Origin of the sequence: Microbacterium sp. P03 (genome assembly GCF_043556235.1) — a bacterium.
Taxonomy (GTDB): domain Bacteria; phylum Actinomycetota; class Actinomycetes; order Actinomycetales; family Microbacteriaceae; genus Microbacterium.
In genome coordinates this window covers 976862-990701 of record NZ_JBIGIM010000001.1, presented here as the reverse complement: position 1 = coordinate 990701, position 13840 = coordinate 976862, and the positions used below count along the sequence as shown (strand labels likewise).

Sequence of the window (13840 nt, the reverse complement as noted above, 5' to 3'; positions counted from 1 at the left end):
TCTTTCTGCGGGAGGAGGCGTGGGGTCATCACGTGAGGTACTGACTCAACCCGCGCTTGAGGAAGGATCCGTGTCCCGCGGCGCCGAGATACTGCCCGTCGTCGACGACGACGCGTCCGCGCGAGAGCACGGTGTCGACGTGTCCGTCGATCTCGAACCCCTCCCACGCGGAGTGGTCCATGTTCATGTGGTGGGTCTTGTCGTACCCGATCGACGTGTGACCGCGCGGGTCGTAGACGACGATGTCGGCGTCCGCCCCCGGAGCGATCACCCCCTTCCTGCCGTAGAGGCCGAACATGCGGGCCGGGGTCGTGCTGGTCAGTTCGACCCAGCGCTCGAGCGTGATCTCGCCCGTGACGACGCCCTGGTACATGAGGTCCATGCGGTGCTCCACCGAACCGATGCCGTTCGGGATCTTGCGGAAGTCCCCGAGGCCGAGCTCCTTCTGGTCCTTCATGCAGAACGGGCAGTGGTCGGTCGAGACCATCTGCAGGTCGTTCGTGCGCAGCGCCTGCCACATCGCGCCCTGATGGCCTTCCTCATGGGAGCGCAGCGGCGTGGAGCACACCCATTTCGCACCCTCGAAATGCCCCCACTGCTCGCTGGACGCGCCGAGCTGTTCCTCGAGCGAGAGGTAGAGGTACTGCGGACACGTCTCGCCGAAGACGTTCTGACCCTTGTCGCGCGCCGCTGCGAGCTGTTCGACCGCTTGCTTGGCGCTGACGTGCACCACGTAGAGCGGCGCACCGGTGAGGTTCGCGAGCATGATCGCGCGGTGTGTGGCCTCCTCCTCCATCTGCCACGCCCGCGCGATGCCGTGGAAATAGGGGTCGGTCTTGCCCTCGGCCACGAGCTGCTCGGCGAGCACATCGATCACCGGGCCGTTCTCGGCGTGCATCATCGTGAGCATGCCCGTGTCGCGCGACACCTGCATCGCTTTGAGGATCTGGGCGTCATCCGAATAGAACACGCCCGGATAGGCCATGAACAGCTTGAAGCTCGTGATCCCCTCGTCGATCAGGCCGGGCATCGCCGCGAGTGCATCGCCGTCGACCCCGCCGATGATCTGGTGGAAGCCGTAGTCGACGGCGCAGTTCCCTGCCGCCTTCTCGTGCCAGGCCGCCAATCCGTCCTGGATGCGTTCGCCCGTCCGCTGCACGGCGAAGTCGATGATGCTGGTCGTCCCGCCCCACGCCGCGGCACGCGTGCCGGTCTCGAACGTGTCCGATGCGGCCGTGCCGCCGAAGGGCAGCTCCATGTGGGTGTGCGCATCGATGCCGCCGGGGATCACGTACTTCCCGGTGGCGTCGATGATGCGGTCGACGGATGCCGCGATATCCGTTCCGAGGAGGTTCGAGCCCGGCGCGAGGACCGCGACGATGCGCTCGCCGTCGACGAGGACGTCGGCTGCGGTCCGGCCGGTGGCGCTGACGACGGTGCCGCCGGAGATGAGTGTGGTGGTCATCATCGCCGCCTACGGTGCCGTGATCTCGCCGTAGGAATCCGGCCGACGGTCGCGGTAGAACTGCCAGTCGTCCCGCATCTGACGCACGAGGTCCATGTCGAGGTCGCGGATGAGGATCTCCTCGTGCTCGCCCGAGCCGAGGGCGCCGACGTAGTCGCCTCGCGGATCGACCACCTGGCTCGTACCGTAGAAGTTCACCGCCTCATCGCCGTACTCGTTGTCTTCGAGCCCGACCCGGTTGGGGGCGAGCACGAAGTAGCCGTTGGCGACGGCCGCGGCGGGCTGCTCGACCTCCCAGAGACGATTGGACAGGCCCGGCTTCGTGGCGTTCGGGTTGAAGGCCAGATGGGCTCCGTTCAGCCCCAGCTCCCGCCACGCCTCGGGGAAGTGGCGGTCGTAGCAGATGATGACGCCGACCTTTCCCACCGCGGTGTCGAACACCGGGTACCCCAGGTTGCCCGGACGGAAGTAGAACTTCTCCCAGAACTTCTCGACGTGCGGGATGTGATGCTTGCGATAGCTGCCGAGGATCGTGCCGTCCGCGTCGACCACGACCGCGGTGTTGTAGTAGACCCCGGTCTGCTGCTCCTCGTAGATCGGCAGGATCATCACCATGTTCAGCTCGGCGGCGAGGGCGGCGAAGCGCTGCACGATCGGACCGTCGGCGGGTTCGGCGTACTCGTAGTACTTCTTGTCCTGGGTGATGCCGAAGTACGGCCCGTAGAACAGTTCCTGGAAGCAGATGACCTGCGCGCCCTCCGCCGCCGCGTCCCGGGCGAACTGCTCGTGCTTGTCGAGCATCGACTCCTTGTCGCCGGTCCAGGTCGTCTGGGTGATGGCCGCTCGTACGATCGCCATTGTCGCCTCCGTCGTGTCGCTTGCTTGTCATTGTTCGGCCCCAACGTTTCGTCGCTGTTTCGCCGATCTTGCAATCGTTCTCCGGCTCGTCCTCGTCGATGAGAAGCCGCGTCCGGGATCGCTCGGGGTGAGCCCGGATGACCCGAACGTACACCGCGTCCGCGCGACGCCAGGGGCCACGCAGCGGTGGTCGGGTAAAGTTCCGGCTGACCCGCCATGCCGAAGGCCGCCGATAGGGGGACCATGACCGGCACCGCTCCACCCGTCGTCCCGCGGGCTCTCGGGGAAGTCGCTCGTCGGCGGATCGGGTACCGCGAGCCCCTCGTCGTCGTGCTCGGTGCCGTCCTGGTGGTGGTCGTGCACGCCCAGGGCATCGGCGTCCCCTCGCCGTGGTACGACGAGGCGGCAACTTATTCCGGCGCCTCCCGGACATGGTCCAGCCTGTGGTCGATGCTCGGCTCGATCGACGCCGTGCACGGTCTCTACTACGCGCTCCTGCACCCGCTCGCCCACGCCGTCGGTCCGGACATGTCGGCCCTGCGGCTCACGTCGGCGCTCTGCGTGGGTGCCACCGCGGCGGCGGTGTACGCGCTCGCACGCCTCTTCGGCACGGCCTGGTCGGCGGCGGCGGCCGCGATCCTGTCCGCCGGGCTGGGACGCGCTACGTGGATGTCGACCGAAGCGCGCTCATTCGCACTGGCGACGCTCCTCGCCTCGGTGCTCACACTGCTCCTGGTCGTCGCGCTGCGCGCGCGACGCGCGACCGCGCCGGCCCTCGCCTACGGTGCTGTGGCGCTGGTGGCGATCCACGTGTTCGTCTATCTGGTGTTCGTCGTCGGAGCGCACGTGGTCGCGATCCTCTGGCTGCGCATCCCCGCCGACCGCCGGTGGCGGCTCCTGGGGGCGGCGGGGACGGCGGTGGCGCTCAGCATCCCTCTCGGACTCGTCGTGCTCTCCCAGCGGGGCCAGCTCGGCGGCACGTTCCCCCTCGATGCCGACGCCATTCGTCATGTGCTCGTCGGCGGATTCTTCCACCGCGAACTGCTGCAGGCGCTGCTGGCCTGGTCGACTCTGGCGGTGGCCGTGGCCGTCATCTCGGTCCGGCGTCATCGGGACACGACAGCGGCATCCGGTCACGCGGCGTCTTCCTCTCCATGGCCGGTCCTCGTGCCCTGGCTGGTGCTGCCGGCCGTCGCCGTCATCGCGCTCTCCTTCGTCGGCCCGTCCGTCCTCCAGCCGCGCGCGCTCGTGATCTCGGCGCCCGCCCTCTGCGTGCTCCTCGCGGAGGCGACTCGGCGGGCGTTCGGCAGGGTGGTTCCGCTCGTCCTGGTCGTCGTGATCGTGGTCGCGGGTGCCGGCGCATTCCCCCTCAACCGCGAGCTGACGTCGAAGAACGCGGACTGGCCCCTCGTCGCGGCCCACCTGGCATCCTCGTCGACGCCATCCGACGGCGTTCTCTACTCCGCGCCGATCGACTACCGGACGTGGCCGAGTCTGATCGGACTGGTCTATCCGGGGGACGTCGCCGACCTGAAGGATCTGACCCTCCTCACACCCGGTGACGAGCGCGCGGCCCTGTTCGCGGAACGATCCTCCGCGACGGCGGCCGTTCCCGCGATTCGAGAGAAGGCACGCGTGTTCTACGTCCGCAGTCGCGCGTTGTCGGCGGCCGATATCGCCGACGACCTCCGCGCCTTGCGCGAAGCCGGCCTGACGCGATCGGAGCTGTGGGACGGGCCGCTGACATCGGTCGAGACGTGGGAGGCACGCGGCGCCGACGCCCCGTGACCCGGTCCACCCTCGGGGAGCGCGTCAATCGTCGAGGTCCGCGTCCTCCCCGACGGTGTCCGCACCGGAAGCGGGAGCCCGACGATGCCAGACCTGCCAGTCGTCCATCAGTCGTTCGATGGCCGCGCGGAATCGAGCGGTCGCCGCGCCCGGCGCGGTGTCCCCGAAGTAGTGGCCGACCCAATGCTCGAGGCGGGCTGTCGCCTCCGGGTCTCGCAGCAGCCGGTCGGACGCGGCCACGATCTGCGGCGCGTCGGACGCCTCGAGCCATTCGCATGCCGAGAGGTAGCCGTGGTCGTCGACGATCGCCTCCACCTCGACGGGTCGGGTGATCAGCAGCGGCTTGTCGGCGGCGAGGCGGTCGTACACCATGGCGGAGATGTCGACGATGGCGACGCCGGCTGCCGCGAGCTGCCATCCGAGATCGGGTCCGTCGTCGAAGACGTGGTGGGCGTCCGCATCCGCTGCGTTGGCCGCTTCGAGCGCGGCCACGATCCGCCTGTTCGCCGCTCCGTAGGCGGGATCGACCACGCCCGACCGAGGATGCGGCCGGTAGATCACCCGATGCATCCCGGTGGCGAGCAACGCACGCACGAGCGCTTCGCCGTGCGTGGCGATCGACCCGTACCGGGCGGACGGACGGTCCCCCTCCCAGGTCGGGGCGTAGAGCACGACGATGCGTCCGTCGGGGGTGTACGGGAGGATCCCCGAATAGTGGTCGGCCTGCGGACGGCCGATCTGGATCGTCCGGCGGTCGAGATCGTAGTCCCACAGCATGCGCGAGAGGCGTTCGCGAGCGGCCTCGCCCGCGATGAAGGCGTAGTCGTAGGCCTTGTACTGGTTCGTGGTCATGTACATCTTGTCGGACTCGCCGTGGTTGATGAAGACGTGCCAGCGATGCCCGTAGCGGAACATCTGGAAGTTGCGCGTGTTCTGGTTGACGTACAGCACGACGCGGATGTCCTGCGCGGCGAGGAAGTCCTCGAGGTCTCGCACCGACGGCACGAAAGCCACCGGAAGCGAATTCTCCTGCAGCAGCGCCTGCGCGCCGGTCGCGGACCGGCTCAACACCACGACCGGCCACGTTGCAGCGATGTCCGCGAGCGGTCGATACCACTGGCGTATCTGGTACATGTTCACGACGCCGTCCGCGAAATACACCGCGACCCGGTAGTGCTGAGCAGGGTGCGGCGCGCGCTGCGCGGTCATGCGGCGGATGTCACGCACGGCGGATCTGCTCACCAGCGCCTTGCGGACGAAGCCCACGGCGGTCTGCACATCCGATCCGAGGCCCATCACTACACCCTAGCCAGCAGGGGCGACATGACATGATCGACGGATGCACGTGCACGAAGCGGGACGACGGGATGCTCCCGCCACGCCGGACAGCGCGGGCGTCACTTTCGTCATGCCGGTGCTCAACGAACGCGCCTACCTCGAGCGGGCGGTGCGGACGGTCCTGGACCAGGACGTGCCCGGGCCCGCGGAGCTGATCCTCGCCCTCGGGCCCTCGAGCGACGGCACCACCGAACTCGCGCAGAGGATGGCCTCCGAGGACTCGCGCATCGTGCTCGTCGACAACCCGGCCGCCGACATCCCGGTCGGCCTCAACCTCGCCATCCGGGCCGGATCGCATCCCACCATCGTGCGTGTCGACGCCCACTCGGAGCTCTCCGCGGACTACACCCGCCGCGCGCTCGGCGTGCTGGCGCGCACGCGGGCGGCCAATGTCGGCGGTGTCATGCGCGCCGACGGCAGGACGCCGTTCCAGCGCTCCGTCGCGCGTGCCTACAACTCCCCCATCGGGCTCGGTGGCGGCGCCTATCACGGCGGCACCCGGGAGGGTGAAGCCGAGTCCGCGTACCTCGGCGTCATGCGCCGGGCGGTCCTCGACGAGGTCGGACTGTTCGATGAGAGCATCCGGCGCGGCGAGGACTGGGAGCTCAACCTCCGCATCCGCCGCGCCGGCTACCGCGTCTGGTTCGACCCCGCGCTGTCGGTGACCTACTGGCCGCGCGAGAGCTGGGTGCGCCTCGCTCGTCAGTTCCGCGCCACCGGCGCATGGCGCGGCGAGCTCGTGCGGCGCTACGGCAGACGCAATTCCCTGCGGTTCTTCGCTCCGCCGATCCTTCTGCTCGCCCTCGTGGCGGCGATCGTGATCGGGGTCCTCCAGCTCACCGGCATCGTTATCGGCTGGTGGTCGCTGGTGCTTTCCGTGGTCTACCTTCCCTTGCTCGCGTACGTCCTGCTCGTCCTGGTAGTCGCCATCGGACCCTCGGGCGGGACGGGATGGCGCGACAAGCTGTGGATGGCCGCCGTGCTGCCGACGATGCACCTGTCCTGGGGCTTCGGCTTCCTCGTCGGGGTGGCGCGCGGTGCGCGCGACACCGTCGACACCTCGAGGCTGGGCGACCGGAACACGCCGCTTCCCTGACGGCGGAGCATCCGTGCCCGTCGCTCAGGACGGATCGAGGAGTCCCTGATCGATGATACGCGCGACCACCCGTTCGGCTGCTCTTCCGTCGTCGCGCGCGTTGAACTTGGCGCGCCACGCCGCGTAGCGTGCGGCGAACTCCGAGGGGTCGGTGTCGCGCAGAGCGGCGATGAGGTCGTCCTGCGTGCGCACGACGGGTCCGGGCGCGTAGCGCGGCAGGTCGAAGTAGAACCCCCGCAGCTCGCCGCGATAATGCTCGATGTCGGGGACGAGGAAGTACATCGGCTTGCCCGTCGCGGAGAAGTCGAACATCACCGAGGAGTAGTCCGTGATGAGCGCATCGGCCGCGAGCAGCAGCTGTGCGGTGTCGGGGAAGCCCGTGACGTCGATGACGCGCGGACCCTCGGCATCTCGCCCCGGCTGAAGGGTGCGCGAGTGACCTCGCACCAGGACGACCGCATCGGATGCCGCGGCCAGCGCCGCCGGATCGACGAAATCGACCATCTCGGTGCGGTCGTCGCGCCACGTCGGCGCGTAGAGCAGCACCCGTTCGTCGGGTCCGATGCCGAGTGTCGCGCGTGTCGCGGCTCCGTCGCCGGTCGTGAGCACATCGTTGCGCGGGTATCCCTCAATCCAGATGGGGCGGCGCAGGAACGCGTACGCCTTGCTCAGGATGCGCGCAGAGTAGGGGTTCTGCGCGAGGAGCACGTTCCAGCGCCGCGACTCCTTCACGACCGCGACCGCCCGCCGGGGATCGAACCCGGGGCGATGCAGCGCGAGGCGCTTCAACGGCGTGCCGTGCCAGGTCTGCAGCACGATCTGTCCCGTGCGGCGCGAGAACCGGCGGCGCAGCCAGTCGTTCACCACGAGCAATCGCGCCGTGCCGCGGGCGCGCCACCACTCGGGTGTACCGTCGACCACGGCCACCGCGCCCTCGGGCACCTGCACCGAGAGGTCGATCACGCTCCAGTACCGCGTGACGTGCGGAGCGCGCCGCGCGAGCTCGCGGTCGATCGCGAGAGGATTGCAGCTCGCGTTCCGTCCGTAGAAGCTCTCGAAGAAGACGGCGTTCTCCACGCCGCCCGGACGAGTCGCGTAGCGTCGCTCGAGGGCGTCCTGCCCCTCGCCGGAGTCGTAGGCGGGGTCCATCGGCGGCCCCACGGTCAGCACGCCTTCAGCCAGCTCCGCACGCAGGGTTCCGAGCTGGGCGAGGGGGACGGATGCTGCGGCTTCCGCGCCGGCACCTGTCGAGCTCTCTCCGCCGTCGGGTGTGACCTCGAGGGCATACTCCCCCGCGGGCAGCGGAAGCTCGGGGCCACCCCAGCGCGACGCCCTGAGCGGCGCGTGTGCGCGCCACGTTCCTGCGTCCTCGTCGGTCGTCACCTCGGCGTCGACGTGCGCGCGCGGTCCGCGCAGCACCACCGCCGTGGGCACCGGCTTCTGGCCGGTGAGCACGAGCGCCGGCTCGTCGCCGGTCTCGAAGTACGCCGACACGATGGGACCGCTCATGAGCTTCCTCCTGCAGTGAGTCCGGTGCGGGCATCGATGCGCCCGACCGGTGTCCGGCGCCCCCGCCGCGACTGGATCGCACGATACACACGCTGGGTGTTCGACCCGTCGCGGAAGGCGTGCACGCGGTCGCTCAGTTCACGGGACCGCTGTCGGCGCCGTTCCGCCTCGACGGCGTCGCCGAGCACGGCACCGAGGTCGGCCGCCGCGCGCGTCCAATCGCTCGCCCAGTCCTCGCCGGCCACGTCCACGAATCGTCCGTAGAAGCCGCGACGGCTGCCGTACTCCTCGACATCGGGAGCCAGGTAGATGACGGGGAGCGGCACGAGCGCGGCATCGAATGCCAGCGACGAGTAGTCGGTGATGAGCGCATCCAGTGCCGGCAGCAGTGGAGTGACATCGGCGACGACGTCGCTCCCGATCAGGCGCACGCGCGGGGTGGCCGCGGGAGGGGTGTAGTGCCCGGCGCCGAGCGGGTGCGATCGGATGAGGAGCACGGCGTCGTTCGCCGCGAGCACCTCTTCGAGCAGCTTCCACTCCGACGGCGTGGGGATCGCCGGATCGACCTGTCCGTCGCGCCAGGTCGGCGCGTAGAGCACCAATCGGGTGTCGTCAGAAAGCTCGCCCACCGCCGCGACGACACCGGCGCGCGCGGCTGAGCGGCGTTCCTCCGCGGTGCCTCGCGACAGCACGTCGACGCGCGGCTCGCCCGTGACGGGCACGCAGCCATCGGCCAACGCGAAGGCGGACTGCAGGCGTCCGCGCACGAGGTGGGATGCGGCGGGCAGAACGCGGATGCCGCTCACGGTCCGGCGATACAGCTGGTGCAGCACGCGAGAGGCCACGACAGCGGCGAGTGAGGGCCGTGCGCGCCCGCTCAGACGCGTCGTCTCCGGCGAGTCCAACCCGATGCGCTTCAGCGGGATCCCGTGCCAGAGCTGCACGACGAACGCCCCGGCGACGGCATACCGGTTGACGTCGCCGAGGCCGTGCGTGACGACGACCACGCGGGCCCTCGCCGTCCGCCAGAACCCCTGCAGCGAGTGACCACGGACGAACGGAATGCCGCGGGCCGCAGCATCCGCCCTCTCGCGTGCGCTGTCGCCGAGCCACACGGCGCGATGCCCACCGGCGGCGACGACCGGCCAGAGGGCGAGCGCTCCGTCGGCGACCCCGACACCGCAGCCGAAGACCCATTCGTCCCGCGAGCGCGGGATGACGAGGGTGGCGAGCCGGCCCGCGACGTACAGCGGGATGCGCATCAGCTTCCGCGCGTTACCCGCGCCGAAAGAGAAGGACGCCACCCCACGAGCCTATCGCGGGGTGGCGTCCTGATCGTGAGTGGCCGGGGTTACTGGCCGAGCGTCCCGAGGGTGACGTCCGCCGTCGCCGTCTTGCCGTCGCGTACGTACGTGACCGAGGCCTGGCTGCCGGCCGCGGCCGCCCGCACCTGAGCGGTCAGGTCCGTCGCGTCGGTGACGGGGACACCGTTGAACTCGGTCACGGTGTCGCCGACCTGGAGCCCGCCGCCCGCTGCCGCGCCGCCGTCGACGACTTCGGAGATGTAGGCACCGGAGATGGTCGAGCCGTCGACCGACGCCGCGTCACGCACCCCGGCGCCGAGCAGACCGTGCGTCGCCGATCCGTTGTCGATGATCTCGGTGGTGACCCGCTTGACGATGTCGGACGGGATCGAGAAGCCCACGCCGATCGAGCCCGACTGGCTGCTGCTCGTCGTGCCGCCGGCCGTCGCGATGGCGACGTTGATGCCGATCAGTTCGCCGTCGCCGTTCACGAGAGCGCCGCCCGAGTTGCCCGGGTTGATGGCCGCGTCGGTCTGGATCACGGCGATCTTGATCGTCTCGGTCGCGGACTGCTGCTGCGTGCCCTGACCGTTGTCGAAGAAGAACGGGCCGTTCTGACCGTTGCTCTCACCACTGTCGCCGCTGTCACCCGAAGAGTCGCCCGATTCCGGAGCGGCCGACGAGGCGATCTCGATCGAGCGGTTGAGCGCGCTGACGATACCTGTCGTGACGGTGTTCGAGAGTCCGAGGGGCGCGCCGATCGCGACCGACTGGTCGCCGACGTTGATCTTGCTCGAATCGCCGAACGTGATGGGCGTGAGGTTCGACGCATCCTCGAGCTTGATCACCGCGAGGTCGTACGTCGGGTCGGTGCCGACGAGCGTGGCGGAGTACACCTTGCCGTCGGACGTCGTGACGCGGATCGTGGGGTCGGATGTCGCGCCGTCGAGGGTGACGACGTGCGTGTTGGTGGCGATGTAGCCGTCGGCGGTGAGGACGACGCCCGACCCGGTGCCGCCCGACGTACCGCCGGAGACCTCGATCGTGACCACGCTGGGCGTCACCTTCGCGGCGATCGCCGTGGTGGCCGTCACCGAGTCGGTGTTGTTGACCGTGACGGTGCCCGGTCCGGACGCCGGAGCCGAGGCAGACGTGCTCCACATGTTGACACCCGCGTAGGCGCCGCCCAGGCCCGCGGCACCGCCGACGAGCGCCGCCGCCACGATCAGACCGACCACGGCACCGGCGCCGGAGCGCTTCTTGGCCGGGGCGGCCGTATCGGTCGTGACCGATCCGGCGTACGCCTGCGTCGGATGCAGCGGCTGAGTGGGCTGCGTCGGGTGGGTGCCCTGAGGCGCAGCACCGAACGCGGCACCGGTCGGGTAGGCGTACGTGCCCTGCTGCGGCGCCTGCGGGCTCTGCGGCGCGGAGGCGCCGGAGTATGGCTGCGGCTGCTGGGGGGCGTCATACCCCTGCGCGGTGTAGCCGGTGCCCGAGGGCGGCGCCCCGGTGTACGCCGGCGGGGCAGGCGGCGCGGCCGGCGCGCTCTGGGCAGGCGCGTCCGGGCTGGGCTCGCCGTGTGCGGACCCGCTCGCGGTCGGCTGGCCGGCGGCCGGCTGGGCCGGCGCGTCCTGAACCGGCGCGCTCTCGACCGGCGCTCCGGCATCGCTGCCGTGCGAACCGTCCGAGGACTGGGGTGTGACCGACGCGGCTGAGCCGTCGTCGGATGACGTGGATGCGGCGAACTCGTCCGGGCGGTCGCCCTGGGTGTCACTCATGATTGCTCCTCTTTCCAGGCACTGCTCACACTGTCAACCGTTCCTGTGGATTTCTTATGCCGAGGGTGGGATGGACCTATGGGAGTAGCGTGAAGCAGATGCACGACCTCGCAGGCGCCTGGCGCCGCACCGCGCAAGGCGCGGGACTGCTCGCTCCGGACGGCTCCTCCCGCCCCACCATCTTCGCCGAGATGAGCGCGCTGGCGGCGAGAACCGGCGCGATCAATCTCGGCCAGGGTTTTCCCGACGAGGACGGCCCGGCCGTCGTGCTCGACGCAGCGCGGGATGCGATCGCGCATGGGGTGAATCAGTACCCGCCCGGCCGCGGCATCCTCGACCTGCGGGTGGCCATCACCGAGCACCAGAAGAGGTTCTACGGTCTGACTCTCGACCCGGAGCGGGACGTTCTCGTCACGGCGGGTGCCACGGAGGCGCTCTCGGCGACGCTCCTCGCGTTGATCGCCGGGCCCGAGGACGAGGTCGTCGTCTTCGAGCCGTTCTACGACTCCTATGCGGCGTGCGTCGCCCTGGCCGGCGCTCGCCTCATCACGGTGCCGCTCCGCCGGCCCGACTTTCAGCCCGACCTCGACGATCTGCGTCGTGCGGTCACCGACCGGACACGCCTGATCCTGGTCAACGACCCGCACAACCCCACCGGTGCGGTGTTCTCCGCCGAGGTGCGCAGCGAAGTGGTGCGGCTGGCGGAGCGCCACAACGCGGTGATCGTGACCGACGAGGTGTACGAGCACCTCGTCTTCGGTCATGCCCACGTGCCCCTCTCGACCCTTCCCGGAGCGTGGGAGCGCACGCTGACGATCTCGTCCGCCGGCAAGACGTTCTCGACGACGGGCTGGAAGATCGGCTGGGTGTCGGGCCCGGCCTTCCTGATCGACGCGGTCCTTGCGGTCAAGCAGTTCCTGACCTACGTCAACGGGGCCCCCTTTCAGCCGGCGATCGCGACCGGCCTGCGGTTGCCCGACGCCTTCTTCCGGGGCGTGGCCGACGAGCTCCGCGTCAAGCGCGATCTGCTGGGCGCCGGACTCCGCGCGGCCGGGTTCGAGGTGTCCGTACCGCAGGGGTCGTACTTCACGGTCGCGGCGATACCGACGGATGAGGGGACGGATGCCGCGGACTTCTGCCGCTCCCTTCCCGAGCGTGCCGGCGTCGTGGCGATCCCGCTCACGGCGTTCGTCACGCCCGAGCGTCGGGCGGAGTACTCCCGGCTCGTGAGGTTCGCAGCGTGCAAGCGCATCGACGTGCTCGAGGACGCGGCATCCCGTCTCGCCGTTCTCGCCTGACACGACGAGCGCGCACTCGAGCGGCGCGGGGGCACCGCCTGCGGATCAGTCGCGGGGAACCACCCGATAGCGCCGGAGCGCCAGCGCGGGGTTGACCCGGCGCACACGCTCGACGGCGGCGCGATCGAGGTGTGCGACGACGACGTCGGTCGTGACGCCGACCGCGGCGATCTCGACCCCCTGCGGGTCGACGATCATCGAGTGGCCCACGCCGAGCGGCGGCGGGTGATCCGCGGCCAGCACGTAGGACGTGTTCTCGATCGCCCGGGCATGCAGCAGCGTTCGCCACTGCTGCTCCTTCAGCGGTCCGCGGACCCACTCCGCGGCGACGAGCATGACGTCCACCCCGGCATCGGCAAGCGTCCTGGAGACCTCGGGGAACCGCAGGTCGTAGCAGGTCTGCATGCCGAACCGCAGACCGTCCACCTCGAAGGTCTCGGGGGCGCCGATCTCCCCCGGCTCGACCCAGTCGGATTCGCGCTGTCCGAACGCGTCGTAGAGGTGCAGCTTGCGATAGCGGGCACGGACACCCTGTGCATCCACGGCGACCACCGTGTTGCGTACACGCCGATCATCGCCTGCGCGCTCCAGCAGCCCGGCCACCACGTGCGTGTCGTATCGTGCGGCGATCTCTGCGAGGCCGTTCGTGAAGTCCCCGCCGATCTCTTCCGCATGGTCGGCCAATGACGCGTCGAACGGGTCGATGAAGTAGCTGGAGTACTCGGGGAACAGCACGACACGTGCGCCTCGAGCGGATGCCTCGCCGGTGAGCTCGTCGATCAGCGTCAGATTGGCCGCACGGTCGGCCGTCGGTGCGAACTGCGCGACCGCCACCACGACCCTCCCCGGGTCCGCGTGATCGGTCATGAATGCTCCTCGGCGGGGTGACGGCGACGGACGATGAAGGGGATGACGAGCCAGAGCACAGCGATCACGAGGCCCAGGCCCGCGACGACGATCCACGCGGCCTGGATGTCGATGACGACGTCGAAGACGAAGGCGACGACGCCCACCAGGAGAAGGGCGACGGCGCCGAGCGCGGCCACCAGGGCGACGTGTCCCAGCGTCACCAGCGTGGGCTTGACCTGTCGGCGGAAGAGCGCCCGGTGCAGCGCCACCGGGGCGAGCGCGATGATGGCGCTCAGCGCCGACAGCACGATGAGGGCGAGATAGAGCATCCGCTGACCCGTGCTGAGCTCCGTGAACGCGGGCTGAAAGGCGAGCGCGAGCAAGAAGCCCGTCAGGATCTGCGTGCCGGTCTGGAGCACGCGCAACTCCTGGAGCACCTCCAGCCAGTTGCGGTCGGCCCGTTCCACCGGGCTCTCGTCGCGCCCGTCCGCCCGGTCGTCCAGGGCGTCCGGGTCTCGCAGCGTGGCCATGCGTCCACCCTGCCCGGGCGCGGGTCG

Annotated in this window: 11 protein-coding genes; 3 read left to right on the top strand and 8 right to left on the bottom strand. The window is 69.8% G+C overall.

Annotated features, from left to right (window positions below; all coding sequences use genetic code 11):
* Positions 1-28: 28 nt before the first annotated feature.
* Both hydA and ACFXOO_RS04720 read right to left on the bottom strand, forming a co-directional pair.
* Positions 29-1465 carry a dihydropyrimidinase gene (gene hydA / locus ACFXOO_RS04725; protein ID WP_378838734.1) on the bottom strand — a complete coding sequence of 479 codons (1437 nt, stop codon included), beginning with the start codon at positions 1463-1465 and terminating at the stop codon, positions 29-31.
* Between the two features lie 9 nt (positions 1466-1474).
* A complete protein-coding gene (locus ACFXOO_RS04720) occupies positions 1475-2323 on the bottom strand; it encodes a nitrilase-related carbon-nitrogen hydrolase (protein ID WP_394562898.1) in 849 nt (282 codons plus the stop codon).
* A 243-nt stretch (positions 2324-2566) separates the two neighbouring features.
* Here ACFXOO_RS04720 and ACFXOO_RS04715 point away from each other — a divergent pair, with 243 nt between their 5' ends.
* Positions 2567-4111 (top strand): hypothetical protein, encoded by a 1545-nt coding sequence (locus ACFXOO_RS04715; RefSeq protein WP_394562897.1) that lies wholly within the window; start codon positions 2567-2569, stop codon positions 4109-4111.
* A gap of 24 nt (positions 4112-4135) precedes the next feature.
* Here ACFXOO_RS04715 and ACFXOO_RS04710 read toward each other — a convergent pair whose 3' ends face one another.
* On the bottom strand, positions 4136-5407 hold the full coding sequence (locus tag ACFXOO_RS04710; protein WP_394562896.1) for a hypothetical protein: 1272 nt from the start codon (positions 5405-5407) through the stop codon (positions 4136-4138).
* 43 nt (positions 5408-5450) lie between these two features.
* On the opposite strand from ACFXOO_RS04710, the gene ACFXOO_RS04705 reads away from it, so the two are divergent.
* On the top strand, positions 5451-6545 hold the full coding sequence (locus tag ACFXOO_RS04705) for a glycosyltransferase family 2 protein (RefSeq protein WP_394562895.1): 1095 nt from the start codon (positions 5451-5453) through the stop codon (positions 6543-6545).
* Positions 6546-6569: 24 nt separating this feature from the next.
* On the opposite strand, the gene ACFXOO_RS04700 is transcribed toward ACFXOO_RS04705, so the two are convergent.
* The 3 genes from ACFXOO_RS04700 to ACFXOO_RS04690 are packed head-to-tail and all read right to left on the bottom strand — an operon-like array spanning position 6570 to position 11136.
* Complete coding sequence (locus ACFXOO_RS04700) at positions 6570-8054, bottom strand: CDP-glycerol glycerophosphotransferase family protein (protein WP_394562894.1); 1485 nt, start codon at positions 8052-8054, stop codon at positions 6570-6572.
* Positions 8051-9358 carry a CDP-glycerol glycerophosphotransferase family protein gene (locus ACFXOO_RS04695; protein ID WP_394562893.1) on the bottom strand — a complete coding sequence of 436 codons (1308 nt, stop codon included), beginning with the start codon at positions 9356-9358 and terminating at the stop codon, positions 8051-8053. Before ACFXOO_RS04695 ends, ACFXOO_RS04700 begins: the two co-directional genes overlap by 4 nt.
* Positions 9359-9405: 47 nt before the next feature.
* Positions 9406-11136 (bottom strand): trypsin-like peptidase domain-containing protein, encoded by a 1731-nt coding sequence (locus ACFXOO_RS04690; RefSeq protein WP_394562892.1) that lies wholly within the window; start codon positions 11134-11136, stop codon positions 9406-9408.
* Positions 11137-11234: 98 nt separating this feature from the next.
* On the opposite strand from ACFXOO_RS04690, the gene ACFXOO_RS04685 reads away from it, so the two are divergent.
* Positions 11235-12434, top strand: coding sequence for an aminotransferase class I/II-fold pyridoxal phosphate-dependent enzyme (locus ACFXOO_RS04685; protein ID WP_394562891.1), 1200 nt, complete (start codon positions 11235-11237; stop codon positions 12432-12434).
* A 45-nt stretch (positions 12435-12479) separates the two neighbouring features.
* Here the strand turns inward: ACFXOO_RS04685 and ACFXOO_RS04680 are convergent, their stop codons facing one another.
* Complete coding sequence (locus tag ACFXOO_RS04680) at positions 12480-13301, bottom strand: carbon-nitrogen hydrolase family protein (RefSeq protein ID WP_394562890.1); 822 nt, start codon at positions 13299-13301, stop codon at positions 12480-12482.
* Positions 13298-13813, bottom strand: coding sequence for a DUF6328 family protein (locus ACFXOO_RS04675; RefSeq protein WP_394562889.1), 516 nt, complete (start codon positions 13811-13813; stop codon positions 13298-13300). Before ACFXOO_RS04675 ends, ACFXOO_RS04680 begins: the two co-directional genes overlap by 4 nt.
* Positions 13814-13840: the final 27 nt, after the last annotated feature.